Annotated in this window: 24 protein-coding genes and 4 pseudogenes; 12 read left to right on the forward strand and 16 right to left on the reverse strand. The window is 69.7% G+C overall.

The window, feature by feature from the left end; genetic code table 11:
• Positions 1-41 precede the first annotated feature (41 nt).
• Positions 42-722, reverse strand: a complete 681-nt coding sequence (locus AB0F38_RS29240) for a hypothetical protein (protein WP_361899694.1) — start codon at positions 720-722, stop codon at positions 42-44.
• Positions 723-1,061: 339 nt separating this feature from the next.
• On the opposite strand from AB0F38_RS29240, the gene AB0F38_RS29245 reads away from it, so the two are divergent.
• Both AB0F38_RS29245 and AB0F38_RS29250 read left to right on the forward strand, forming a co-directional pair.
• Positions 1,062-1,334 (forward strand): hypothetical protein, encoded by a 273-nt coding sequence (locus AB0F38_RS29245; protein WP_361899697.1) that lies wholly within the window; start codon positions 1,062-1,064, stop codon positions 1,332-1,334.
• A gap of 226 nt (positions 1,335-1,560) precedes the next feature.
• Complete coding sequence (locus AB0F38_RS29250; RefSeq protein ID WP_361899700.1) at positions 1,561-1,965, forward strand: ATP-binding protein; 405 nt, start codon at positions 1,561-1,563, stop codon at positions 1,963-1,965.
• A gap of 358 nt (positions 1,966-2,323) precedes the next feature.
• Here AB0F38_RS29250 and AB0F38_RS29255 read toward each other — a convergent pair whose 3' ends face one another.
• The 3 genes and pseudogenes from AB0F38_RS29255 to AB0F38_RS29265 all read right to left on the reverse strand — a co-directional run bounded on the left by AB0F38_RS29255 (position 2,324) and on the right by AB0F38_RS29265 (position 4,818).
• Positions 2,324-2,656 (reverse strand): GYD domain-containing protein, encoded by a 333-nt coding sequence (locus tag AB0F38_RS29255; protein WP_361899703.1) that lies wholly within the window; start codon positions 2,654-2,656, stop codon positions 2,324-2,326.
• Positions 2,657-2,925: 269 nt separating this feature from the next.
• Positions 2,926-4,127, reverse strand: a pseudogene (locus AB0F38_RS29260) (PP2C family protein-serine/threonine phosphatase).
• 343 nt (positions 4,128-4,470) lie between these two features.
• A complete protein-coding gene (locus AB0F38_RS29265) occupies positions 4,471-4,818 on the reverse strand; it encodes a helix-turn-helix domain-containing protein (RefSeq protein ID WP_361899704.1) in 348 nt (115 codons plus the stop codon).
• A gap of 168 nt (positions 4,819-4,986) precedes the next feature.
• On the opposite strand from AB0F38_RS29265, the gene AB0F38_RS29270 reads away from it, so the two are divergent.
• Both AB0F38_RS29270 and AB0F38_RS29275 read left to right on the forward strand, forming a co-directional pair.
• A complete protein-coding gene (locus AB0F38_RS29270; protein WP_361899707.1) occupies positions 4,987-5,496 on the forward strand; it encodes a universal stress protein in 510 nt (169 codons plus the stop codon).
• Positions 5,497-5,551: 55 nt separating this feature from the next.
• Positions 5,552-6,607, forward strand: coding sequence for a TerC family protein (locus tag AB0F38_RS29275; protein WP_361899709.1), 1,056 nt, complete (start codon positions 5,552-5,554; stop codon positions 6,605-6,607).
• Positions 6,608-7,025: 418 nt separating this feature from the next.
• Here the strand turns inward: AB0F38_RS29275 and AB0F38_RS29280 are convergent, their stop codons facing one another.
• On the reverse strand, positions 7,026-7,577 hold the full coding sequence (locus AB0F38_RS29280) for a YciI family protein (protein ID WP_361899712.1): 552 nt from the start codon (positions 7,575-7,577) through the stop codon (positions 7,026-7,028).
• A 44-nt stretch (positions 7,578-7,621) separates the two neighbouring features.
• Positions 7,622-8,074, reverse strand: a complete 453-nt coding sequence (locus AB0F38_RS29285; protein WP_361899714.1) for a hypothetical protein — start codon at positions 8,072-8,074, stop codon at positions 7,622-7,624.
• Positions 8,075-8,868: 794 nt separating this feature from the next.
• Here AB0F38_RS29285 and AB0F38_RS29290 point away from each other — a divergent pair.
• Entirely contained in the window at positions 8,869-9,570 is a 702-nt protein-coding gene (locus AB0F38_RS29290; RefSeq protein ID WP_361899775.1) for a S1 family peptidase, read from the forward strand.
• 66 nt (positions 9,571-9,636) lie between these two features.
• On the opposite strand, the pseudogene AB0F38_RS29295 reads toward AB0F38_RS29290, so the two are convergent.
• From AB0F38_RS29295 to AB0F38_RS29315, 5 genes and pseudogenes are all read right to left on the reverse strand, one after another.
• A pseudogene (locus tag AB0F38_RS29295) lies at positions 9,637-9,804 on the reverse strand (transposase); the annotation flags it as partial.
• 4 nt (positions 9,805-9,808) lie between these two features.
• On the reverse strand, positions 9,809-10,039 hold the full coding sequence (locus AB0F38_RS29300) for a hypothetical protein (protein ID WP_361899716.1): 231 nt from the start codon (positions 10,037-10,039) through the stop codon (positions 9,809-9,811).
• A gap of 330 nt (positions 10,040-10,369) precedes the next feature.
• Positions 10,370-10,705: a sigma-70 family RNA polymerase sigma factor gene (locus AB0F38_RS29305; RefSeq protein WP_361899778.1), complete on the reverse strand. Its 336-nt coding sequence runs from the start codon at positions 10,703-10,705 to the stop codon at positions 10,370-10,372.
• A 42-nt stretch (positions 10,706-10,747) separates the two neighbouring features.
• Entirely contained in the window at positions 10,748-11,461 is a 714-nt protein-coding gene (locus tag AB0F38_RS29310; protein ID WP_361899719.1) for a tetratricopeptide repeat protein, read from the reverse strand.
• Positions 11,462-11,537: 76 nt separating this feature from the next.
• Positions 11,538-11,624, reverse strand: a pseudogene (locus AB0F38_RS29315) (TetR/AcrR family transcriptional regulator); the annotation flags it as partial.
• Between the two features lie 170 nt (positions 11,625-11,794).
• Between AB0F38_RS29315 and AB0F38_RS29320 the strand changes: the two are divergent.
• Together AB0F38_RS29320 and AB0F38_RS29325 are read left to right on the forward strand one after the other, a co-directional pair.
• Positions 11,795-12,343, forward strand: coding sequence for a D-Ala-D-Ala carboxypeptidase family metallohydrolase (locus AB0F38_RS29320; RefSeq protein WP_361899722.1), 549 nt, complete (start codon positions 11,795-11,797; stop codon positions 12,341-12,343).
• Positions 12,344-12,425: 82 nt separating this feature from the next.
• The gene (locus AB0F38_RS29325) at positions 12,426-13,517 is read left to right on the forward strand and encodes a M23 family peptidase (protein WP_361899724.1); all 1,092 of its coding nucleotides are present in this window, start codon (positions 12,426-12,428) and stop codon (positions 13,515-13,517) included.
• Positions 13,518-14,054: 537 nt separating this feature from the next.
• Here AB0F38_RS29325 and AB0F38_RS29330 read toward each other — a convergent pair.
• The 3 genes and pseudogenes from AB0F38_RS29330 to AB0F38_RS29340 all read right to left on the reverse strand — a co-directional run.
• Positions 14,055-14,654, reverse strand: a complete 600-nt coding sequence (locus AB0F38_RS29330; protein WP_361899781.1) for a GNAT family N-acetyltransferase — start codon at positions 14,652-14,654, stop codon at positions 14,055-14,057.
• Between the two features lie 79 nt (positions 14,655-14,733).
• Positions 14,734-14,916: a hypothetical protein gene (locus tag AB0F38_RS29335; protein WP_361899727.1), complete on the reverse strand. Its 183-nt coding sequence runs from the start codon at positions 14,914-14,916 to the stop codon at positions 14,734-14,736.
• 373 nt (positions 14,917-15,289) lie between these two features.
• Positions 15,290-15,445 (reverse strand): annotated as a pseudogene (locus AB0F38_RS29340) (FAD-dependent oxidoreductase); the annotation flags it as partial.
• A 181-nt stretch (positions 15,446-15,626) separates the two neighbouring features.
• Here AB0F38_RS29340 and AB0F38_RS29345 point away from each other — a divergent pair.
• Positions 15,627-17,918, forward strand: a complete 2,292-nt coding sequence (locus AB0F38_RS29345; protein WP_361899730.1) for an ATP-binding protein — start codon at positions 15,627-15,629, stop codon at positions 17,916-17,918.
• Here the strand turns inward: AB0F38_RS29345 and AB0F38_RS29350 are convergent.
• Positions 17,900-18,367, reverse strand: a complete 468-nt coding sequence (locus AB0F38_RS29350) for a response regulator (protein WP_361899733.1) — start codon at positions 18,365-18,367, stop codon at positions 17,900-17,902. The two genes, AB0F38_RS29345 and AB0F38_RS29350, sit on opposite strands and share 19 nt — an antisense overlap.
• On the reverse strand, positions 18,364-20,040 hold the full coding sequence (locus tag AB0F38_RS29355; protein ID WP_361899736.1) for a PP2C family protein-serine/threonine phosphatase: 1,677 nt from the start codon (positions 20,038-20,040) through the stop codon (positions 18,364-18,366). Before AB0F38_RS29355 ends, AB0F38_RS29350 begins: the two co-directional genes overlap by 4 nt.
• A 785-nt stretch (positions 20,041-20,825) precedes the next feature.
• Here AB0F38_RS29355 and AB0F38_RS29360 point away from each other — a divergent pair.
• The 4 genes from AB0F38_RS29360 to AB0F38_RS29375 are packed head-to-tail and all read left to right on the forward strand — an operon-like array spanning position 20,826 to position 25,037.
• Positions 20,826-21,536 (forward strand): SDR family NAD(P)-dependent oxidoreductase, encoded by a 711-nt coding sequence (locus tag AB0F38_RS29360; protein ID WP_361899739.1) that lies wholly within the window; start codon positions 20,826-20,828, stop codon positions 21,534-21,536.
• On the forward strand, positions 21,533-22,747 hold the full coding sequence (locus tag AB0F38_RS29365; protein ID WP_361899742.1) for a lycopene cyclase family protein: 1,215 nt from the start codon (positions 21,533-21,535) through the stop codon (positions 22,745-22,747). Before AB0F38_RS29360 ends, AB0F38_RS29365 begins: the two co-directional genes overlap by 4 nt.
• Positions 22,747-23,481: a class I SAM-dependent methyltransferase gene (locus tag AB0F38_RS29370; protein WP_361899745.1), complete on the forward strand. Its 735-nt coding sequence runs from the start codon at positions 22,747-22,749 to the stop codon at positions 23,479-23,481. The genes AB0F38_RS29365 and AB0F38_RS29370 overlap by 1 nt, the downstream gene beginning before the upstream one ends.
• A complete protein-coding gene (locus AB0F38_RS29375) occupies positions 23,478-25,037 on the forward strand; it encodes an FAD-dependent oxidoreductase (RefSeq protein WP_361899748.1) in 1,560 nt (519 codons plus the stop codon). Before AB0F38_RS29370 ends, AB0F38_RS29375 begins: the two co-directional genes overlap by 4 nt.
• The last annotated feature ends 16 nt before the right edge of the window (positions 25,038-25,053 follow it).

Consider the following 25,053-nt stretch of genomic DNA (forward strand, 5'->3'; position numbering starts at 1 on the left):
GGCACGCGCGACTCGGCCCGCGCCGGCGTCGGCCGCGTGCGCTATGCCTCGTTGCGGGCACGACGGCGTGCAGATCGACGGACCATGACGAGCCCCGCGATCCCGGCCGCGCCGGCCACCACTGCGGCCGAGGTGCCGACGTTCGACTCGCTCTCGGAGCTGACACCCTCCATGTCCGGCACGCCGCCGCCGCCCGCGGGTACCGCGCCGGACGGCTTGTCGTAGGTCTTCTCAGCGGTGGAAGCCGACGAGGAACCACGCTCCTCACCGTTAGTACGGCGGTCACCCGGTCCGCCCTGGCCGCGCCGGGAGCAGTCGACCTCGAAGCCCTTCTGCTTCAGAGGGACGCCCGTGACCTGCCATGTGAGCGTGTAGGTGCCCTCGGGGAGGAGGTATTCCTGGCTGCGGGCCTTGCCGTTGATGAGAGGCAGGGTGGCCGAGAGCGTGGCCGGAGGGACGGTCGGTGGCTGCTCGGTGATCGTCCAGGTGACCGACGGCAGCGCATCGAAGTTGTTGGCCACGAGCACGAACTTGCAGACCTCGGTGCCGTCGCGGTCGCCGCGGGCGTGCCAGCTGACCGAGCGGATGTCGATGTCGCCGCTCTCGCCGAGGGCGAACGCGGCGGGAGCCCCGGCCAGCGCGACGCCGGCGACCGCGACCGCGGCGGCGACCCTGGCGCCCGTGCGGGCGGTGCGGGAGTGGACGGAAGTAGAAATGCGCATGCTGGACTCCTTCGAGCCGAGATGATTGTCGTACTGATCGCCTGATCGCCTAAGGGATGACACGGATCACGGGAAGAGTGCGTCGGGACACCGCACAAGCACGAAAAGGCTCCCCGACTGGCCCAAGGCGGGCGCTCAGTCGGCGGTATGCAAGCCGCCCGAGGTTCGGAAACCAGAACGGGCCGCCCAGTATCCCTCTACGTAGGGTGTCGCCCGGGGCCACGCCCGGGCCCACGGCAGTGCGGGGCGGGCATGCGTTGTCCAGGGCGCTGGGGGTACGCGAGGTGCGACAGGCCCGCTCTCGCAGCAGAATGGGCGCGCACTGAAGGGAGCGACGACATGACCGACCGCAGGCCCGCGGGAATCGCCTACACCGGGGCGAAGGGCAGCCCGCCGCCGATACCCGCCGACATGCCTGACCAACAGGTTCAGGACGGCGAGGACGCCCTTGACGTGGTCCTCCCGCCGAGTGCCGAACGCGCCCGAGCGAAACCGGACTCCGAGCCCGACGCCGACAAGCCCGACCCCGACGAGGCCGGCTCGGGCCGCGACGAGGCCCGCAATGCCGGCATCCACCCGGAACACCCCGTTCCGGAGGAGTCGCCGGGGTGACTCCTGGCCCTTCCGTGCGGGGGAGTGCCCGCTGTGGGTGTGACCCCCCACGGATGGACGCCGTCTTGCCGTCTGAACCGTGCGGATCCGGGTAGGCGGAGGGGCGGGTTACTACGCACTGGACGGTTCGGCGGGGGATATGAGCGAAACAGCAACGTGTGACAGGGATCAGCCAGGTATCTCCCGGCCCGGCGCCGGGATCCTCACTGCGGGCACCGCGTTTGACATGGAGCCCGCGGAAATCGCCGGTGCCCGGGACTTCGCCCGGGACTTCCTGGCCGACGTCGAGGCCGTGCACGGTCGGCGCGTCTCCTCGCGTGCCCTGGGCATTACGCAGCTGGTCGTGAGCGAGCTGGCCACGAACATCTGCAAATACGCGCCGGGGCCGTGCCTGCTGGATCTGGAGATTCGTGGCAACATGCTCGGCATCACGATGTGGGACTCAGGGACCCTGCTACCCGCTGCCCGGCAGGCCGACCCCACACGCGCGGGTCAGCACGGCCTGGAGATCGTCCTCGCCGTCTGCCAGAGCTTCGAGGTACGACGTGAACCCGTCGGGAAGAGGATTCGCGTACTGATCTCGTTGCTCGACGATCCCCATGATGATCCGGCTGGTCACACACCCTGGTAACAGCCCTGCGGCGATCCGGCACGGGAGCTCGCGAGGCCGCGTCGGCAGTGAAGTACCTGCTGCTTGAGCGTGCGGGATCCAGGCAACGGTCCCTCGAAGGGACCGGGGGTCTCGCGGTGATCGAACGAGCCGATGCCCTGGTCCTGGACGAGGTGCTTCGGGCCGCACAGAGCGTAGTACCAACGTTCCAGCTGGCCGGCGGGCCTGGGCCTGACGAGCGTTGTCTATCGCGGGGCTGCTGCGACGCTGCCGATGGCTCCGCCCCATCGGGGTTCAGCGCTCACCACCCCTGCTAGGTCTCCGAGCACGCGGCGGGGGTGGGCGCCGCGTGGGCCGATCCCCGGATTCCAGGGATCGCTCACCCCTGCGCGCCAGGAGCCCGGTAACGGATCCGGTCGGCTCTGCGCAGGGCGTCCATCGTCTCGTCGACGGTCAGGACAACGGTCGTCTCGAACGAGCTGAGCGCGCCGCCGCCGCTGATCGCCAGTGCGACCGCGGCCATGGACACGTTGCCCGGAGCTTCCCACAGGTTGTAGCCGTCGTGCGTGCCGAAGGCGTACCAGAAGCCATGGAGTTTCCCACCGACGGATTCGATGTAGGCCTGAGCTGCGTTCGCCCGGTCCTCGGGGTGGCCGATCAGCCTCGCCCACGTCTCCGGTGTGTAGCTGAACCTCGACAGATAGAGCGGCATCGCGTCTCTCCTTCGTTTCATGGACGGATGCCCCGCTCTGCGGGAGGAGTGCCGAACCGGCCCGCGCGTCCCCCGAACGGCCGCGGGCGATGACCGGCCTGGCCCACGGTCGACGGGTCAGTGGGTGCAGCGCGGGTACCGGCGGACGAGAGCGGCCCGGCCGACAAGCTTCCGGATGCGCTCGGGGGCTTCACCCGCTCTCCCACGACGTCCGACAGCATTCAGAGACCCTGTGCCGGGTGCCCTGCCCAGCAGGTGCGGGACAGGTCTCAGATGTCCAGCGTGGCAAGGTGGTCGGCGGTGCCGCCGCGCCATTCGACGAGGAAGATGGTCGCATCGTCGCTGGTGGTCCCGCCCCTCTCCCGCTTGAGCGCGTGGGACAGGTTCCGGGCCATTTGTTGTACGCCCTGCGTGGTGGGTCCGACCTGCTCGATGATGTCGATCATGCGCTCTTCACCGAACTGTTCCTGACCTGCGTGGTGTTCCTCGACGAGACCGTCGGTGTAGAACATCAGCCGGTCTCCTCGCTGGAGATCCATGGAGGAGATCCGCGGTTCGGCACCGCCGAAGCCGACCGGTAGTGCCCTCAGGGCCTCCAGGGCGCGCACGACTCGGTGGCCACGGATCAGTAGTGCTGCCGGATGGCCGGCGTTGACCCATTGCAGGTGGCCGGTCCCGATGTCCAGGCGCATCATCTGCGCGGTGACGAACTGGTCGGGGCCGAACTGCTCATCGATTGCCCTGTCCATGAACGCGTACAGCTCCGCGAGGCCGACGTCCGCGCGTCGGGCATGCCGGTAGGCGCCCACAGCGACAGTCGCCAGCACGGCAGCGTTCAGGCCGTGGCCCATCGCGTCGATGATGGCCAGGTGCAGGATGTCCTCGTTGAGGGCGTAGTCCAGACTGTCACCCGCAACGGAGTAGGCCGGCTCCAGGATGCCGGCGACAGAGACCTGTGGGTTGTTCATCGACATCGGCGGCAGCAGGGACCATTGGATTTCCGCGGCCAGACTCATCGGCTGAAGCCGCCGGGTCTGGAAGAACTGGTCCGTGTAAGCGCCCTTGGTCACCACCATGTCAGCGACCAGCCGGCCAGCCGCCGCAGCAGTCGCCGGTCGTCGTCCTCCACCGTGTCCAGGGTGAGCGCCATCACCCCGACTTCGTCGCTGCCGTCCAACAGCGGTAGATACATCCGCACACCGGCGTCCTGCTCGTCCTCAACTGCGGTCAGGCTCAGGAAGGCCTCGCCAGCCCGGGAATCGTCGATCGGCACCGCTTCGCCGACGGTGAGACCCCTGCCCGGCAGCGGGACCAGTGTGAGTTGCTCGTAGTCCTGCAGGAGGATCGACACGTCCCGGCCACCGATCCTGTGCACCTCTTCCGCCACCAGCGGAGCGAGGAGCTGGGGCGGCATCTCATGAGCCCGGTCCAGCAGCTGTCCCAGCAGCCGTTCGCCGAATCCCTCCGACATGTCCACCGCAACCCTGGGGTTCTTCGACCGGCCCTTCTCCACCGTGTGCTTCCCTCTCCCTCACCCGACAGTCTGTTCAGCCGTAGCAACGATCACAGCAGACCACGGTGAATGAGTCGGACAGGCGTCACGCGATGAGTGTCGGGAAACGACGCTCTGTGGGTACTCGCTGAGACCAGGAGTCTTCTCGGTGGGCTCCGCGCGAAGAAGCGGCCCACCGAGCAAGCTCCTGGGTGGCGATGCGGACGAGCTGCCCCGGCAGCCGGTCGGACCGGGCATCCTCTCACCGCGTTGACGACGCCCGTGATGACCTCGCGCACCCCGGGCGGCAGCGGCTCCTCGGTCACGGCCTCGTCGCCGCCCGCGGCTCGGAACCTGCGGCGTCCGGTGAGTCCTCGCGGTGGAGGAAGGCTCCCAGCAGGTCGCCGACGGGATGGTCCGCCTCCGAAGGGTGGCGCAGGGCGACGCTGGTGTCGATGGTGTAGCGGTTGCGGCGGCCCACCCGGGTCCGAGTGAGGTACCCCGCCGATTCCAGGTCCGCGACGATGATCTGCACCGCCCGCTCGGTGATGCCGATCCCGGCGGCGACGTCCCGCAGCCGGACCTCCGGGTCGCGAGCGATCCACAGCAGCACCCGTGCGTGGTTGGTCAGGAATGTCCACTGGTCGCCGCGTGCCGATGAGCTGCTCATGACTTCCATCATACGAAGTCCGGTTCGCATATTCATCCCCTCGTGCGAACCTTTATTAGCGAAAAAATTTTCGTGTATCTGTTGACGCATGTCTGGTTGGAGGGTGACGCTGGAGGGGATTCCTCCCATTTTGGGGGTTTTTCCCGATAAGGAAGGCGGGTAAGTGCCATGACCCGACTGCTCTTCCACCCAGCACGCGACACCGTCCACCGCCCCGCGCGGGCGGGTCTGGTGCAGCCGGTGGCGGCAGTGCTGACCGACCGCATCGACGACGTCGCGGTGGCCGAGGCGGCCGCCCGCATGGCGCTGGCCCGCCGTGTTCCGCTGCTGCTGATCGCCGTGATGCCCCCGCGCGTCCGCCTCTCCTCCCTCGGTCCGGCCTCAGCGTCGGTGCGGGCGGTGCTCGCCCGGGTCATCCCGAAGGTCGGCCCGCACGCCACCGGCTACATCCCCGAGGTCTTCCACCTGCCCCCGGGCCGGGGTTCACGGCTTGCGGTGGCGAAGGAGCTGCTGGCGCTGGCCGGCCGCCACCGGACCCCGGACGTGGTGGCCGCCCGTCGCGGCCCGCGCGGGCTCGACGCACACGCCCTGATCGAGGCCGCGGCCCTGCGCGGCGGCCCCTTCGTCCACGCGGTCGCTCCCGCCTCCTGGGTGCCCCTGCGATCGCCCTCGCCGTGACCACCCCGCCCGCGGGTGCCCTGCCGTCCGGCCCTTGGAAGGGAAACGTTCCGCTATGAATGACCTGTCGTTCGCCGTCCCACTGTGGGTGTGGGCCGCGGTCACCGTCGGCATCTGCGTGATGCTCGCCGTCGACCTGATCGCCCACCGCGACAACCACGTCATCGGCTTCCGCGAGGCCGCGATCTGGAGTTCGGTCTGGATCGCCATCGGTCTCGGCTTCGGCCTGATCCTTCTGGCGTGGCAGGGCGGGGAGGTGTCCTCCACCTACTACGCCGGCTACCTGATCGAAAAGGCCCTGTCGATCGACAACGTCTTCGTCTTCGCGCTGGTCTTCTCCTTCTTCGCCGTCCCCGACGCCTACCAGCACAAAGTCCTCTTCTGGGGTGTCCTCGGAGCCCTGGCCGCACGTCTGGTGTTCATCTTCGTCGGCGCCGAACTGCTCCAGGTGTTCTTCTGGACCGCCTACGTCTTCGGCGCGTTCCTGATCTGGACCGGCTGGAAGATGGCCGTCTCCAAGGACGAAGAGGTCCACCCCGACCGCAACCCCGTCGTCCGCCTGGTCAAGAAGCTCATCCCCACCGACCCGAAGTTCCACGGCGACAAGTTCTTCATCCGCATCAGCGGCAAGCGCGTGGCCACGCTGCTGTTCGTGGTCCTGGTCGCCGTCGAGGCCACCGACCTGGTCTTCGCCGTCGACTCCGTCGCCGCCGTCCTCGCGATCACCACCAACACCTTCCTGGTCTGGACCGCCAACGCCTTCGCCGTCCTGGGCCTGCGCAGCCTGTACTTCTGCCTCGCCGGACTCCTCCGGCGCTTCGCCTACCTCCACTACGGCCTCGCGGTCCTCCTCGCCTTCGCCGGCGTCAAGCTCATCCTGTCCGAGACCCCCGTCGGCAAGCTCCCCATCCCCCTCACCCTCGGCGTGATCGCCGTAACCATCACCGTCTCCATCGCCTGGTCGTTGATCGCCACCCGCAACCAGCCCACCGACGCCGACGACGACCGGCCTTCAGCGCCCGGGGCCGGTCAACTCGGCGGCGAGGAGACGGCCCCCGCCCCCGACCGGCCCGCTGCCCCGCGCGGCACGCACCGAAGGGAATCGCCATGACCTGGCCCGGATCCCCCAGTCGGCCACCGGCTCACCGGCGCGCGAAGCGCGTATGCCACTCCTCCTGCCGCGGGTGACGGAAGCCTCCTGGTCCTGTTCGCCGGCTCACGCACCGATCAGGCCGTGGCCATCCACACGCAAGCCCAGCCAGGACCCACCCCGCCCGCAGCAGGACGCTCGGCTGGGATACCCCAGCCGAGCGTCTACGTGATCTACTCACCACCTAGAACCAGGCGGTGTTGCGACGACCCCTTGAACCCAAGGCCGGCCGGGGCCTGCTCCCGTTCATGTCGGCTCCTCAGCGCGAACCCACGGGTTACCGGTACGCAGCAGGCGGATGCATCCGTGAGTTCGGGTGGAAGACGTGATGCCGGTCGATGCGGAGGGCTTCGCCGGTGTTGCCGGTGGACATCTTCTCCTATGACGGGCGCCCGCCGAACTGCCAGTGGTGCACCTCAACATCGGCGTACCTGTCCGGGGTCAGGACGGCGCGTGCCGTGTCCGGGTCCGGCGCTCGGACCAAGGCCGCCGTGCCCAGCCAGGTGGTGCCGTCGTCGGACAGCAGCGGCCCGTAGGCGATCAGCTCGTCCCGGTCGGGCGGCACTGCGAGGTCGGCGGCCTGTCCCGTGCCGAGGCCGAGTACCAGGTACCGGTTGCCACCGGTCCGGCCGCCGGGGAAGTCCCACATGGTGCGCCCCAGAGTGTTGCGCCACCGTCGCAGCAGCACGTCCCGGTAGACACCGGCCTGGTAATTCGGCTCGTCGAAAGCGAAGGTGCGGGCAGCAGCGGGGTCGGGCAGGTGGACGATGTGCACGCTGCCGGTGGGTGTGTCGCCGTCGTCGGCGAGGGTCGGGCCCCGGGCGATCATCTCCTTCGCGTACTGGTCCATGTAGGACCAGTGCTCTTCCAGCAGCTCGTCGCGCAGCGGTAGGGAGCCGGGCCGGTCGCGGTGGTAACAGAGGAACTCCATCGCCCCAGGATCCCTTCAAGGGGGTAACCAGGTCGAGCGGGGTTTCACTGTGACAGCTGCTCGGCGGCCTCTTCCGGCAGGACACGTACGCAGTCCGCGCATCGCATCGTGGTCTTCTGGCTATCGGAGTTCACCGTCTTGCTCGAGCCGTGCTCACTCCGTACGGCGAGCAGGTCCCGCCAGCGGGGTCGCTCTGTGATCAGGCTGGTCGCGGCCAGTATCGTCACGGTGCCGGCCGCCCACGTCGGCCAGGCCGCCCAGGAGGAGATGACGGCCGCGAGATGATGGAGCAGCATTAGGGCGATGGTCACCACGCCCGGGACGGGCACGAGGATCTTTTCCCTGTCCGTCCCGTTGTCCCCCGGAGTGACGAAGACGGTCAGCACGCAGAGCAGCAGGACCACTGACACCACGGAGCGTGGGGCGAGGGCCCAGGAGGTGGCCACCCAGGCGGCGAGCATGGTGAGGAAGCGGAGCGGGTCCGCCAGACGTATCACGCGCTGACTTTCCCGTAACGCGTGGCGGTGTGGGTCGATTCAGCAGATTCAGCAGTGGCCCGGACCTGCGAGGCCCGGGGCACTGCTGTGGGTGCTCAGCTCGTCTCGGGCCTACGGGGGTGAGTGGGTTGAGGAACCAGGCAGTTCAAGAAGACGACCACAGTGGTCAGCCTCCGCATTGCCGCGTTCCTGCTGCCCACCGCCTCCGCCTCCGCCGAGTAGGGCACGCAACGGTCTACTCACTGCGGACTCCCGGCAGACGGCGAGGAGCGCGGTGAGCCGCCTCGGGCGGTCGTTCCGGCGTGCACGGGGGTGGTGGCGTACATCGGCTGCACACCACCGCCCTCCACGTGCTTTCCATACCGCTGACGCGAACAGGATGTATGCGGACAGGTGTGGCGCGGGCCGGGTCTGTCTCAGCGGCCACCGCGGGGTGTCACGCTTGTCGGCACGCACCTTGGCGGGCCGTCTGCGTGGCCGCCCCAGACCCTGCCGGGGCACCCGGATACGCTCCAGCACCGGTTCGAGCTGTCGGGGGATCCCCGCGCTGCCCAGCAGTGATGACGATTGACATGGGCTTCTGTCTCTTTTCGACCGCGAGACGAGACCCGCCGAAGCCCAGGAAAGGGAGGGTGAATCCTCCCACGTCTTCAGAGGAGTTCCTCGGCCTTGCGCACGCGGATGGCCAACGGTCGCGTCCACGCATCCAGTAGTTGGCGGCTTTCGGCCTGACCATCCGAGTCCGGGCAGCACATAATGACAGGCACATGCCATAGGAGGCCGCCGTGAGTCCCATGCGTTTCGAGAGACCCCTCCGCACCGTTGCCCGGGCCGTCGTCGCACTGGCACTGCTCTTCGGCTGGTCCGCCGTCATCGGACCGGCCGTCCATGCCGGGGAGCGAGCGGGGCACTACGCGGCCGTCGCGGTGCGCGGAGGCGACACCCTCTACAGCGCGGCCACTCGCTGCACCGTGGGCTTCAACGCCCGCTCCGGCTCCGCGCTGTACGCACTCGTCCCGGGCCGGTGCGCCCAGGGCGCCAGCACCTGGTACGCCGATGCTGCCCTGACCGTCAGCGTCGGCGTCACCGCGGGAGTCAGCTTCCCGGGTAACGACTACGCGAGTGTCCGGTACACCAATACGGCGGTCGCCTACCCGGGCGAGGTCTCGCTGGGCGCCGCCGGTACCCGCGACATCACCAACGCGGCGAATCCCGTCGTCGGGCAGTCGCTCTGCCACGTCGGGCGGACCACCGGATACCGCTGCGGGACCCTGCAGGCCGTGAACGTCACCATCAGCTACGGCGGGGGAACCGTGTATGGACTGTTCCGGTCCACCATCTGCTCCGAGCCCGGAGACACCGGCGGTCCGGCCTTCTCCGGCGGCACAGCACTCGGCATCATCGTCGGCAGCAGCGGGAACTGCAGCTCGGGAGGATACACCTACTACCAGCCGGTGACGGAGTGGCTGTCAGCGTACGGCCTGAGCGTGTATTGAGACGGCCGAGCCAGCCGGGCGCGCGAAGCTCCTGGCGGACGGCGCTGACTCCGTCAGCCCGACTCGCCCGTACCGCTCCGGGAGATCACGCCACGGAGCCCGGTGCGCAGCCGCCACAGCACACCGTTGACCCCCTGGCGATGATCACGCCACGGACGGCCCCCCCGTCGCCCACGGCAGCAAGAGCCCCATCCGCCTCCACGCCGCGTCCGTCAACTCCCCCCGATCCGCCACAGGATCAATGCTCAGAGAGCTCACGGTCAGACTCGCGCGTGGCATCTGCCACGAACCGGCTCAGCCGATAGGTGGTCTGCTCCACTGGATGCCGGCACATCGTGTCGATCCTGATCAGCGATTCGTCGATCCGCGCCTCCCGAAGCCTACGCAGGTGCGCGCGCAACTCCGCCTGGTCCCTCGACTCAAGAATCACTTCCCAACGTCCCACGTCCGGCGCAGTGCGAGCAGCCATCCGCTGCCTCCCGGCCTCTTGCCGCCGCTTCCTCTTCCCCTGTCCTGGCACCGGCCCAGCATCGCCGGCCGACGTCAGCACGGACAAGCGCATTGTGCCCGGAGCCCCGTCCATGCCCGGTGATCGTTTGTCAGACACGGCCTGCTCCTCCAGCAGTACTCGCGGCTTGAGCCGGGGAGACGTGGAGCGGAGGGCGTGCCGCGGTCGGATGCTGTCACGGACGGTGCTACCCGCACGTCCCGTTGGCACGACCCGGCGGACGGCACGACCCGGCCGGCAGCCCGGCGCGGGCGGCCGGTGTATCGGGCCGCCCCGCCGTCCGTGCCGTGGCTACTCGCCGCGTACGCCCTGCTTCTCCAATGCCTTGCGCATTGCCCGCACGGCGTAGAAGGCGCGGCTCTTGATGGTTCCGGGCGGGACGCCGAGGTGCTCGGCCGCCTGAGCCACGCTGCATTCCAGGTAGTACATGAGGCGGATGACGGTCCGCTGCTGCTCGTTCAGCTCCCGTAGTGCTTCCAGTACGGCGTGAGAGGTGATCGCGGAGTCCGTGCCGTCCCAGGCGGCGTCCAGATCCTCGACCGGCGTCAGTTCCAGAGGCCGAATCCGCCGGGCCCGGTGATGGTCGATGACCAGATTCCTGACCACGGTATACAGCCAGGGCCGGATGTGTTCATCGCGGGTGCCAAGGAATCCATCCCGGTCAGAAAGCTAGCCCACACCGTCACCAACCGCCGGAGCCGGAATGCGATGAGCGCCGGCGGCCCTTTCCGGCAGGACGGGGGCCGGGTCCGTTTCCATGTCCAGGGCGGTGAGCCGGTCCCGGACCTGCTGGGCGCTGTAGGACAGGGCCTGTTGTTCGGCGCTGTCGAGCGCGCGGGCCCAGTCGGCTCGCGCGGCCTTCGTGTCACCCATGGCCAGGCGGGTGTCGCCCCGTCGCATCAGCGCACCGACGGCGTTTCTGTGGTCCCCCAGTGCCTCGAACGCCTCCATCGCCCGCTGGTAGGTGGCCACCGAATCCTCGTAGCGACCGAGCAGACGGTAGTTGTAGCCCAAGACGGCCCAGCCCTGGGCCTGTTGCCACGGCGCCTCCAGGCGCTGGAGCAGGGCGAGGCCCTCCTCGCTGTACACGAGGCTCCTTTCGAGGTGCCCCAAGTTGGAGTGGAACCAGGCGAGCTCGATGAGGCACTCGGCCAACCACAGCTCGTCCCCAGCCGCTCGGGAGGGCGCGAGTCCTCGCTCGGAGGACGCCACGGCATCATGGATCCGGCCGAACAGGAACAGCGCACAGGCCGTGGCGTAGTGGGCGCGGGCCTGTTCACCGACTGCGCCGATTTCTTCGAGGGAGATGGTGGCGCGTCGCAGGTGGTGCAGAGACTGCTTCTGGTGGCCCAGGTAGCCGTGGATGCTGCCGAGGTGCCGCATGCAGCGGCCTTCCTCCAGGCGGTTGCCCCGGCGCCGGGCCACTTCCAGGGCGGGAGTCAGCGCGGTGATGGCCTTGCATGACGTGGTGCGTGAGGTCGGCGGAGAGGCCGCCGGCCCGGAAGCTCCCGGCCATCGAGTCCAGGTACGCCAGCACGGCCGGGGTGGACCGGTCACGTGGCCGGTGACCTGCGGCCGTCAGCTCGAGAGAGCGAGTGGTAGCAAGGCTTCCCGAGGGCGTCCGCTCTACCGTCATTGGGCCGATGAATGACAACTCCTTGACCTGGTTGACCGCGTTGGCGAGGGGCGCCACACTCGGGCAGGTACACGTCAAAAATGGAGGAGGGGCAGGTCGATGCGCAGACGCGCTTCACATCCCCTCCTCTCCCCTCCTGGTTCTTGTTCGTTCTCGCACCGTCGGCCGCCGGCGCGACGGGTGTGGTCGCTACCGCAGGAACCACCCAGGCGGCCGGCTGCCGTACTTGGTCGTTCCGCCGATGGCATGGCCGGATCCGCGATGGGGAAGATGTGCCGGCTTCACGACCACGACTGCCCTCCGGCTCACTTCGCCCACGGCCGGCTGAACACCTGCGGCACCACCTGGGCGCGCCCCTTCTTCGCGTCACCAGAGGCTCGTGCGCCCGTCCCTGCAACGACGCGGGCACAGGCGCCGCGTCGAGCCGCCATCCGTACGGTGACGCCCCCGACCCCGGCGTCGGTCCGCCCCCGCTCTGTCATCTCGCCCAGCAAACCCGGAACCAACGGCTTCAACGGCTTCTTCCGCCCCAGGTATCCCGGACACGGCGACCACACCCACGTCGAACACCGGAGCACCCGCTTCCGGTCCGTCTCCGGCTATGGCATCTGAACCGGTCGGGCCGGTAGGTCGGTTCCCGGCTGTGAGCCGCTCCGCTCCAGGCCCCGCCCGCCCGGCAGGCCCTTCTCCTGCAGGAAAGGAATACCGCCCATGTTCTCCGGACTGTCCATGAGAATCACCGTCACCGCCCTTGCCGTCACCGGCCTGCTAGCCGCCGCGCCATCGGCTCCGGCGACCCCCCGGGGCTCGTCCACGATTCCCGTAGCCGCCGCCGAGTCGCTGTCCGCCGGTGTCACCGCGAAGATGTCGGACGTCGTCGCCGACCATCTGGGCGCCGGCCGCACGGCACTGATAGGCGCCGTCTCCACGGACGTCCTCTCCCGGTCCCACGACGCCAAGGGTCTCGCCCTTAAGGCCGCTGTCGCCAAGCTCGCCGACGAGGGCCGCAAGGTGGTCGTCGACGTACGCACCGTCTCGCGCGACTGGGCCCGTGGCGTCGCCTACGTCGAGGCGTCGCGCACGCAACACGGCGAGCCGGAGGGCTGGCTGTACATCGCCCACCGTAAGGACGGGCAATGGATCGCGGGCCTCGAAGGCGACCGCGAGTTCGCCGACCACGTGGCCCGGTCCCCGCTGGTCGGCAAGGCGGAACGGCGGACCATGACGGCGTACGCCGAGCACAAGGCGACACCTGATACGCAGGCGTCGCCGACCGGGGCCCTGGCCAACACCAACGGGCTGCTGCTGCCCTGGATGCCCGACTACTACATGACCCTGAGCGGTGGCCCGCACGCCCACGACGGCGCGACCGGCTACTGGAGCGCCCTCGACTTCGCCGGAGGCAACGCCAGCGGGCGCGTCCGTTCGTCCCGTGAGGGCACGGCGACCTCGATGTGCGGCGCCGGGGGCGGCTGGACCCGGGTGATCCACCCCGGCGGCTTCTCCACGGACTACTACCACATGTGGAACGCGACCTACTACAACGGGACGGCGATCTCCAGCAGTGCCCTGCTCGGCAACATCGGCACCGACATCTGCGCCGGTGGTTCCGCGACCGGCGCCCACGTGCACTGGAGCCTGCGCACGTACGACGCCAACTACGCCGGTCAGTACACCTGGCTGAACGGCCGCACCATCGGCGGCTGGACATGGTGGAACGGCTCCAGCCAGTACTCCGGCTGCGGCACCCGTCTCGGCAACACCGCCTGCCCCGGTACGGCGATCTACAACCGCACCAGCTGACGATCGCCCGAACCTCTGCTCTCGGACCCGCCGGGCGCGACGCCGCCACCTCACGCACCCTGGTGGTCACCTGCCTCTCCCACCCCGCTGCCGCCTGACACATCCCGGGATGTCCGGCGGCCGGGCAGGCGCAGCGCACCGCTGTGCGTGGGGGGTGCCGTACGGCGGGGCCCTTCGGTGGCATCGGAGGCTCGGCCCGGCCGACGATCTCCATGATGGTGAGGGTCTTCTTGAAGTCGCGACCGACGTACCGCTCCAGGCCGACCGTCTCGGCGGCCTTCCAGGGGCGGAGTCGGGCGGCGGTGATCTCGAGGCCGGACTCGGACGCCAGAACGCAGAACGAGCAGGACAGGATTTACCGAACTACGCCATGGAGAAAGGGAGTTCCCATAGCGCTTCACAGGTGAGGCAGCGCGAGGCCGGGCCGTCTCTTCTGGACCGCCTGGCCTGGTGGTGCCGCATACGACATATGTGCCATGTGTGTGCGGGGCAGTGATCCATCCTGTCTAAGCGTGCATGCCGGACCAGCCAGCAACCTCACGGGTTCGGGGAGGCCGACGAGGGTGGCTGTGTCTCGTCCAGTACCAGCTGGGCTCGGACGTGGGTGCTGTCCTGGTGCGGAGTGAGCCTCGCGTCGTTGTTGCGCAAGGCAGCGAGGGCGGCGGCGTTGTCGGCCGTGGTCTCGGCGATCACGGCACGTGCACCGGCGCTCGCGGCCTCGTCGAGGAGCTTCCGGAGGGTGGCGGTGCCGATCCCGCGTCCGCGCTCGGAACGGGCGAGCCACATGCCTGTTTCGAGGACATCCTGGCCGTCGTGGCGGGCCAGCCGCGCTGATCCCACGATTCTTCCGTCGTTGATGATGGCGAATGTGCACTCGTGGAGCGGACCGGCAAGTCCTGGTCGGCGAACCCGATGCCAGGCGAGGAAGGCTTCCTGTCGCTTCGTCGTCCAACCCGGTGGGCCGGCCACGGGTGGCATGACCTCGCCGGGTACAGCGTCGTTGACGGCCACCAGGAGAAGCTCTTGAAGGATCTCCTCGTCCACATGACGCAATTCCACACGCCCGGTCAATGTGAGTCCCCTCTGCTCCATGATCCGAGCCGTTACCCGGACCGTGTGACACGAGTCTTCGATCATCACGTTCGGCGCGTGACCTCGCCAGCGGTTTTCGCCCGGTTCGGGAGCCGACGCGGATCGACGTGGTCGGCGAGACAGATCATGTTGGCCTCGGGGCCATGCCGAACGCCGCGGCAACGCGTTCGGGATCCATGGTGTTGACCCGGTCGAGCAGTCCAGTGCAGCCGATCATGCGGGGCGGGAAGCCGCAGACGTCGAGAACGTGGCTGACATAGGCGGTGGACGCCGGCCCCCGGCCGGATTCCGTCCAGCGGTTCACCATCCCGTGGGGATTGTCGGTCCGCTCAGCGGCATTCCGTACCGGCGACGACAGCCACGAGTTTGCCGAAGTCCGGTCCGTAGGACATCGCATGGGCTGCGCTGCGGTCAGCCCGCCGGAATCTGACACGGCGATGGGCGTGCAGCGACCCTCCCGTGGGGAGGGCGGGAGGGGCGGCAGGCCCCGCCTCTGCCGAAGCAGAGGGCGGGGCCGTTGCGGGAGCCCCGGCTCGGGGGCGTTCCGGGTCCGCACGCTCAGCATTGCACCGAAACCAGCCAAACGACAGAGGTGTGACCGGAAATAGTCGACCTGCGGGCGGATGTCGCGTACCACCGTGACGTCATTCACCGCCCACCTGTTGGAGGGTGCTCCGGCGCAACACGGTGCGCACCGGCGCGAGGAGCGAGTGCGGCTGGACGGCCTGCGGGATCCGGGGCCTGGCCCAGTGGAAGAAGTCCCGGTTCAGGTCCTCTCCGGCCTGCCGCGCGTCCTGTTCGAACAACGTGACCTCGTGGCCCCGCCGGCCGAGCATGAGCGCCAGGGGGTGTGGTGAGAAGGCCGATCGCATCGGCGGCCCGGCGGCAGGCGTCCGCTGCCACAGCGACGACACGCGCCCGCAGCGGCCCCTCGGCCCCAGGGTGCCGTGGAAGGATCTCGGCGGGCCGGAGGGCCGACACCAGACCGGATCGAGAACACGGTACGTGGGAGAAGAGATGTCCCTTCCGGACCCGGGGCGGGAGGCCGAGGCCGCGGCGGCCGTCGGCTTCGACCTCAGCAAGTGCGCCCAGGAGCCCATTCACCTGCTGGGCCGGATTCAGTCCCACGGCACCCTGCTCGGGGTGGAGGCCGACACCGGTACGGTGGACACCGCGGCGCTGAACACCGGTCGCCTGCTGGGGATCGAAGCCACGGAGCTGGTCGGGGGGCCCGTCACGCGGGTGCTGCCCCCGGAGGACTGGGCCGAGGTTCTCGAGGTCGGGGCCCAGCACGAAGCGGCGAGCATGGTGCTCCCCGTCTCCATCGACGTGGGGGGCACCCCCCGGCTGTTCGACGTGACCGCACACCGTCAGGGGCCCTTCATCATCCTGGAGTGTGAGCCGCGAACCGTCGCGTTGCCGCATTTCGCGCGCTACTACCAAGGGGTGCGCCGGGCGCTGACACGGCTTCGGTCCTCGACCACGGTAGCCGAGTGCTGCCAGGCGGCCACCCGTGAGATCCAGGCGCTGACCGGCTTCGACCGAGTGGTCGCCTACCGCTTCGAGGGCGAGAACGGGCCGGGAGAGGTGGTCGCGGAGGTGCTCACCGACGGCCACGAGCCCTGGCTGGGGCTCTGGTTCCCCGCCGGCGACATCCCGCCCCAGGCGAGGCGGCTCTACCGCGACAACTGGATCCGGGTGATCGCCGACGTGGACGACACCAGTGTGGGCCTACACCCCCCGCGGCGGGCCGGCACGGGCCTGCCGCTGGATCTGTCGAACTCCGTACTGCGCACCGTGTCCGACTTCCATCTGGAGTACCTGCGGAACATCGGCGTGAAGTCCTCGATGTCGGTGAGCGTCCTGCGCGAGGGCGAGCTCTGGGGGCTGATCGCCTGCCATGGCGACGCCGCCGCCACGATTCCCCCGGAACTCCGGGCGGCATGTGAGTTCTTCGGTGTCGTCTTCTCCCTGCAACTCGCCGTCATCCAGGAACGGGAGCAGGCCGGGGCGCTCCTCGCGTCCCGTGAGCGCCTCGACCGGATCATCTCCCGGCTCACGTCCGATCTGCAGGACTCGCTCCTGGCAGGCGACGACGCCCTCGGTGCTCTGCTGGACGCCGATGGTGCGGCGCTCCACCGCGGTGGCCGCGGCACCACCAACGGGATGAGTGTCGCGCCCGCTCTGCTGGAGACCCTCCAGGCACGCGCGGCAGGGCTGCCACCGGGCACGCTCTGGAGTACGGACCGGCTTTCCGAGGAACTGGACCGACCCGGCGGCGAGGACGTGGCGGAAGGCGGTCCGGCCGGGGTCCTGATGGTGACGCTGAGCCGTTCGGGTGACTTCCTCGCCTGGTTCCGCAGGGAGCGTCCCGTGGCCCGCCAATGGGCCACCGATCCCTCCCGGCCCGTCCGGACCGGCCCACGCGGCGAACGGCTCACCCCGCGCGGATCGGGGGCCGTATTCCGTGCGGTCGTACGTGGGCGGAGCCTGCCCTGGACGCCCTCCGACCGCGCCACCGCGCAGGAGCTCTGGCGCACGCTGACCGGTCTCGTACTCCGGCACGAGGCCGAACTGGCCGTACTCAACGAACAGCTACGCGTCGTCAACTTCGACCTCGACTCGTTCGCCCATGTGGCGGCCCATGACCTCAAGGAACCACTGCGGGGGATCTCCAACGCCGCCGCATTCGTCATGGAGGACGCCGCAGCGGACCTCGACGCGACAACCGTCCGGCGGCTTCTCACGATGCGGCGACTGGCCGGCCGGATGGACGACCTGATCGACTCGTTGCTGCACTTCGCCCGGCTGGGCCGAGCCGGGCTGCACCGCGTCCGTGTCCCACTGGACCGGGTGCTCGACTCCGCACTCGACGTGGCCGGGGAACGTCTGGGCGAGGCCCATGTGCGGGTCGTCAGAGGAGATCTCCCCGAGGTGTACGCCGATGAGGATCGGCTCCACGAGGCCCTGGTCAACCTCCTGGTGAACGCCGCCAAGTACGCTGCCGACCAAGGAGACCGCACGGTCGAGGTCCTGGTCCGCACACTCCGCCCGCCGACAGGCGGTAACCCCCGGCAGACCATCGTGGTCCGCGACAACGGCATCGGTATTCCGGCCGACCATCAGGACGAGGTCTTCGAGCTGTTCCACAGACTGCACGGGCGGGACGAGCGCGGTGGGGGCACCGGCGTGGGCCTCGCCATCGTCAAACGGATCGTCGAGCGGCACGGCGGCGAGCTGTGGCTCGAAAGCGAACCCGGCCGCGGGACCAGCTTCTGCTTCACTCTGGGTCAGGAAGGCGGCGACTGAGTGGCAGGGCCCTCGTCCCCACCCTTCGCCCTTCTCTGCCAGTAGTCCACGGCTCCCTTCAGCACGGTGCGGAAGAGCTCGAAGTTGACCGGCTTGTAGATGTAACTGTCAGCCCCCGCCGCGTAGGTTGCATCGACCTCGTCCGGAGCGCTGGACGACGTGAAGACCACCACGGTCACGTCGTCCAGTTCAGGCAGGGCGCGGATCGTTCGGAGCACCGCGGCTCCACCGAGACCCGGCATGTTCAGATCAAGGAGAACGAGCCCCGGCCGTCGGCCGGCCGCCAGCAGCCGCTCGGCGACTCCGGCCCCCCTGTCGGTGAATTCCAGCGTCAGACCCGGGTGAGTGTGACCGAGCGCCCGCTGGATGGCCTCGGCGTCCTCCGCCGAGTCCTCGACCACCCAGACGAGATCGTGATCGATCCTCGGATTCCCGGCAGGCCCGCTCACGCGACCGCCTCCGTCTCCGCCTGTGCGACGAGCACGGCGACGTCGTCCGCACCCGTCGTCCGGAATCCCACGACAGCAGCTGCCAGCCGCTCGGCGAACCCTTTGGCCTCACCGGCCCCCTGCTGCGCCACCACGTCCCGCAGGCAGGATTCGAAGAACGTTCCGTCGGCCGCTCTCGCCTCGGTCACCCCGTCGGTGAACAGCACCAGTGCGTCACCCGGCGCCACATGCGCTGACCCGGATCCGTACGCGATGTCCTCCAGCACACCCAGCAGATCCCCGTGTGCCGCGAGTTCCTCCACCGCGCCGTCCTCACGCCGCAGCAGAGGCGCAGGATGACCCGCACTCCAATAGCGCAGGCTGAACCCCGCTCTGTCCGGCACCAGCACCGCTACGAGCGCTGTCACGAAGCGGGACGTGCCCTCCCTGATCAGCGCCTGGTTCAGGCGTTCCAGCGCGTGCTCGGGCGTACTGCCGTCCTCGAGCAGGGTGCGCAGGGTATGGCGGGCCAGGCCGGTGAGTGCCGCGGCCTCCGCCCCGCGACCGCAGACGTCACCGATGAGGAGCGTCACACCGCCCTGAGCTCCCGGAACGGCGTCGTAGAAGTCACCGCCCACATCGAGCGAGACGTCGCCCACCTCGTATGCCGAACTCAGGGTGACTCCCGAGACCTGCGGCAGCTCGCTCGGCAGCAGATGTCGCTGGAGGGACACCATGTGCCGGCGCCGCTGTTCGTACAGGGTGCTGGTGTCAATGGCCAACGCGGCCCGGTCCGCGAGATCGGCGAGGAACCGCGAGGCCGCCTCGGCGATGTCCACCCGGTGGTAGAGGAACGTCAGGGTGCCCAGAGCCCGCCCCCGAGCCGTGAGCGGATTCACGCTGAGCGCCCGCACGGCCCGCCCCGCCCCTGACGAGGCGGGCCCGAAGGGCCCGCCCTCCAGCTCATCGCCCTGCAACACCAGCCCCTGCTCGCCTTCGACGACCTGCTGCAGCACGTTCTTGAGCCAGAGGTCCTCGGCCGCGACCACACCGAGCCACTGCTGCGCGCCCGCGTCCATGTGCGAGGAGGCCACGGAAGTCAGTCCGCCGGAAAGTTGCAGATGCAGGACGCACCCCTCTGCGACGGCGGGAACAGCCGTCCGAGCCACCCGCCGCACGGTCCTCTCCAGATCAAGGCTCGAATCCATCTGCAACGACGCCTCCGCCAGGAAGGCGTCACTCACCTGACGCAGCTCGTCCTCGCGCCGCGCCATGATGCGCCTGTCGCAGGCCATCATGACCTCGGCCACCTGCTTCAACCGGGTCCGCAGCGTCATATCGGCAGCGGCCCGGTCTCCGGTGCCGACCATGAACGAGGCCCAGCCTCCCTGTGCCAGCGGCACGGCACACTCCGCCACACTCCGCGCGCCCGCTGCCGCCAGAAGCTGGACATGCGGCATGGCGCCGTCGAGCCCCGACACCTCGTGCACCGTGACAGCCGGGTCGTCACCTGGCGCACCGGGGATGCAGTTGGCGAAACTTTGTTCGACTTCGGTGAATGACGGTGTCGGCTCCGACACGGTGACGCTGCGCAGATAGTGCAGCAGCCCGCCGCTCCAGTGGGTGCCCACGACGGCCAGCACACCGGGCATACGGAGCAGCATGTCGTAGACGGAATCGGCCAGCCTCGTCACGTCCTGCGCCGTGTCGGCGACACGCCAGAGCTCATGCAGACGGCCGGACCACCATCCGTCATCCGCCTGGGGGCAAGCTTCTTCCTCGTGCTGCTCCACCGATGTTCCGCCGTTCCGTATCGCCACCGTCGGCCCCGGCCCGCTACCGGAAACGCTATGCCACGCTGCGGCGGAGCGCCTCCAGGCGCGGGTCTCCCTCCCCGCCTCAGGCCCTCACCGGCAATGATCGCGTGCGCCGGGCGCGGGCGTTCCCCTAAGGGCTGTCCCGCAACTCCTGGCGGGCGCACGACGACAGCTACGGCACCTCGCCGCGTTGTCGGAACGCCCGAATACGTCCAGTATTCGGGCGTCCCTCCGCCTTGCGATGCACCGCATCTGACGCCGCGCGCTGATCCACCAGGAATTGCGGGACAGCCCTTAGGCCCGTGGTTTCGCCACTAATGGGCCGATGTCCGGGGAGGCTGCTGGCATCGGAGGCCGGTTCGTGGTCGGCTGACAGACAGCCGATGTGAACGGTGTGGGAGACGGGTGATGACCGGGCTGCCCGGCGCCCTCGTGGTGGGCGGTCCGGCAGGCGTCGTCAGCGCCTGAGGCCGCTCACCCCTGGGCTCTTTGCCCGGACGTCCCGGGGAGGGGCGGGCACCGCCGACCCGCACCGGACGCCGGGAGCCCGCTGCCCGGCGGGTCCTCCCGCCACGCGACCTCCCCGTCCTCGTACGCACCTCCGCGCCCGGGGCAACCGGCCGAGCGCAGGTGCGGCCGCAACCGAGCGAACGGAGTGAGACGTGAAGATCGAAGGCGCGCGGGTTCTGGTCGCCGGCGCCACGGGAGTCATCGGTGCAGCCCTGGCAGCCGAACTCGGCGCTCGCGGCGCGCACCTTGTCCTGGCCGGACGCAACGAGGAGCGCCTCACGAGGAGCGCCCAGGCACTCGGCGGCGCCCCTACGGTCCTGTTCGACGCGTACGCCCCGGACTCGTGCGCCCGCGCCGTGCACGCGGCGGCGGGCGAGCACGGCGGCCTGGACGCCGTCCTGACGGCGTTCGGCTCGGTGGCGTTCGGGAAGGCCGGCGCGGTGGGCGACGACATCGCCGAGCACCTGATGGCGGTGAACGCCCTCGCGCCTGCCGCGTTCTTCCGTGCCGCGCTCGGCGTGCTCGGCACAGGCGGCACCATCGCCGCGATCACCGGTGTCGTGGCCGAACGTCCTCAGCCCGGGATGGCCGACTACAGCGCCTCCAAGTCCGCGCTGGCCGCCTGGCTCGGCGCGGTGCGCCGTGAGGCCCGCCCCGCAGGCATCCATGTACTGGAGGTCCGCTTCGGGCATCTGGACACCGGCTTCGCCGACCGTGCCGTTGCCGGTCACCCGCCCCCCATGCCGCAGGCGGGTGATTTCGGTGCGGCGGTCCACACCGTGGTCGAGGCCCTGGCGGCTGACGCCGAAATGGTGCGCACCGACTCCCAGGGGATCGCCTTCTTCGAGCCACGCGTCCGATGACGGGCTCCGCGGCCGAGGAGCGGGAGCGGGCCGACGCGGTCGTCGTGGGCGGTGGCGCGGCCGGGCTGTGTCTGGCGCACCGGCTCACGAGCACGGGAACCACGGCCGTGACGCTCATCGAAGCGCCCGACGGACCGCTGAGGCCGGCCGAACGCACCTGGTGCTACTGGGACGACGGGCCGGGCGAGTTCGAGGAAGCGGTCGTCGCCTCCTGGCCACGTCTGCGGATCACGGCACAGGACGGTGCCACCATCACTTCCGGCCCCATGCCACTTCGCTACCGGATGCTGCGATCCGCGCCGTTCGAGGACCTGGTCCACTCGCGGCTGGGCCGGTACCCCGGCGCACGGGTCCTGCGCGCCACGGTCCACGAGGTGCGCGACGTGAGAGGCGGAGCCGAGGTCTCCTGCACCACCGCCGAAGGGGAGGCGCTGACCGTGCGTGGCAGACGGGTCTTCGACTCACGCCCCCTGCGTCGTCTGCCGCCCGCCCGGACCACACTGCTCCAGCACTTCCGCGGTTGGTTCGTCCGCACAGCCACCCCGTGCTTCGACCCCGACGTGGCGGACCTGATGGACTTTCGTGTACCGCAGCCCGCCCACGGGCTCGCCTTCGGTTACGTCCTGCCCCTGGCACCGGACCGGGCACTGGTCGAGTACACCGAATTCTCCCGGGCCGCCCTGTCGACGACCGCGTACGAGACCGCCTTGCGGCACTACACCAACGACGTGCTGCACCTGGGACCGCTCACCGTCGAGAGCGCCGAGCAGGGCGTCATCCCGATGACCGACGCACGTTTCCCGCGCAGGACCGGGCAGTCCGTCTTCCGCATCGGGGCCGCGGGAGGGGCCACCCGGCCGGCGACCGGCTACACGTTCGCCGCCGTGCAACGCCAGAGCCGTGCCATCGCCGCAGCGCTCCGCGACGGCACGACGACCGTGCCGCGTCCCCACCGCCGCCGGGCAGTGGCGATGGACGCGGTGGTGCTACGAGCACTCGACACGGGCCGGATCGACGGCCCCCGCTTCTTCACCGACCTGTTCCGCCGCACCCCGACAGAGCGGCTGCTGCGCTTCCTCGACGGCGGGAGCACTCCCTGGGAGGAGCTCGGCATCGGTCTGCGTACCCCTGTGCTAGCCATGCTCCGCACCGCCGCCGAACTCCCCTTCCTCGAACGTCGCGCCCCCACCCCGCCCGGAGAGAGCCGCTGATGACGCTTCTGCGAGACCACGAACTCACCGCAGCCTTCGACCACGCCGCCCCCTCGTACGACCGGCTCACGGCGGTCAACCCCGGCTACCGCAGCGAGCTGAACCGCTCCGCACGGCGGCTTGGCCTCCCGCACCGCGGTGCGGGACTGCGTGTACTCGACCTCGGCTGCGGCACCGGCTCGTCCACACGCGCACTGCTGAGGGCCGCCCCGTACGCGCGCATCACAGCCGCCGACGCGTCCGCCGGGATGCTCGAACGAGCGCTCGCCAAACGCTGGCCCGACAACGTGCGCTTCCTGCACCGCACCGCCGAGGAGCTCATGGCGCCCGACGGCGACGGTCCTTATGACGCGGTCCTGGCCGCCTACCTGTTCCGCAACGTCACCGATCCGGACGCCGCGCTCTCCTCGGTCCGCGCGCTCCTGCGGCCCGGCGGGCGCCTCGCCGTGCACGAGTACTGCCTCAGCGGCTCCCCGTTCCACAGAGCCTTGTGGAACGCCCTGTGCCGCGGAGTGATCAGACCCGCGGGCACGCTGACCGGTGACCGCGACCTGTACCACCACCTGTGGCGCAGCGTCCTCGCCTTCGACAGGGCGCCCGCCTTCGCGTCCCGGCTCAGCGGGGCCGGCTTCACCACCGTGCGTACCCTCCCGGTCGCCGGATGGCAGACCGGCGTGGTTCACACGTTCCTCGCCGAGAACGGCTCCCGCTCCGAGCAGGCGGCCGGCCGATGAGAGCGAACTCACGGCACACCGCGGCCCGTCGTGGCAGGGACCGGAAGGCCGAGGTGATCCTGCCGGCTCCGGGGCGTGCCCGTTTCCTCGGGGAGGCACCCGGTGCCGCGGTGATCGGCGGCGGCATCGCCGGTCTCGCAGCCGCGACGGCCCTCGCCGAACGCGGTGTCCGCGTCACCCTGTACGAGCGGGAGACGGCGCTCGGCGGCCGGGTGAGCGGCTGGCACACCCGCCTCGCCGACGGCTCCGAGGCGACCATGAGCCGCGGGTTCCACGCCTTCTTCCGTCAGTACTACAACCTGCGCGGTCTGCTGCGCCGCGTGGATCCCGAGCTCTCCGTACTCACCCCGCTGCCCGACTACCCCCTGCGGCACAGCAGCGGCCTGACCGACAGCTTCGCCCACATCCCCCGCACACCACCCTGGAGCGCACTCGGCTTCGTCGCCCTCAGCCCCACGTTCGGGTGGCGCGACCTGACCGCGATGGACCCGCTCTCGGCGCTGCCATTGCTCGACGTGCGGGTACCCGAGGTGTACGCGCGGTTCGACAAGGTCAGCGCGGCGGACTTCCTGGCGGCCATCCGTTTTCCCGAGGCGGCCGAGCACCTGGCGTTCGAGGTCTTCTCACGCAGCTTCTTCGCCGACCCGCGAGAACTGTCCTCGGCCGAGATGCTGCTGATGTTTCACCTCTATTTCCTCGGCTCCTCCGAGGGCCTCCTCTTCGACGTACCGCGCGAGCCGTTTCCGCAGGCCCTGTGGGACCCGCTGGGCGGATATCTGGATCGGCTCGGCGTGGACGTGCGCACAGGCACAACCGCTCACAGTGTCCGGCCGGTCGTCGGCGGTGACGTAGAGGTGGAGACCGATGCCGGGACCGAGCGCCACCAGGCGGTGGTCCTCGCCCTCGACGTGGCCGGACTGCGCCACGTCGTGGGCGCGTCCCCCGCGCTGGGAAGCGCCTCCTGGCGAGACGACATCGGCCGGCTGCGCAACGCTCCGCCGTTCCTCGTCTCGCGGCTCTGGCTCGACCGGCCCGTACGCACGGAGCGTGCCGGATTTCTCGGCACGAGCGGCTACCGCGGCCTGGACAACGTCAGCGTGCTGGAGCGCTTCGACCAGGAGGCGGCTCGGTGGGCGCGGCGGACGGGCGGCTCGGTGGTGGAACTGCACGCCTACGCCGTGGACGACGGAGCCGAACCGGAGGAGGTACAGGAACGGCTGATCGCTCAACTGCACGAGGTCTACCCGGAGACCACGAACGCGCGGATCATCGACGCCCGCCACGAATGGCGGGCGGACTGCCCGATGTTCCCGGTCGGCGGCTACCCGCACCGCCCCTCGGTACGCACCCCGCATCCGAGGGTGATGACGGCCGGCGACACGGTCCGCTGCGAACTGCCGGTCGCGCTGATGGAACGTGCCGCCACCACCGGATTCCTGGCGGCCAACGCCCTGCTGGCGGGATGGGAGGTGCGCGGGCAGGTGCTGTGGACGGTGCCCCGCACAGGCCGCTCCCCGATCCTGCGAACCCTTGTCGGCCTGGCCGGGCACACCTGACGGCCGGATCAGCCCG

The sequence above is a fragment of the Streptomyces sp. NPDC025273 genome, assembly GCF_040638585.1.
Taxonomy (GTDB): Bacteria; Actinomycetota; Actinomycetes; order Streptomycetales; family Streptomycetaceae; genus Streptomyces; species Streptomyces cinereorectus.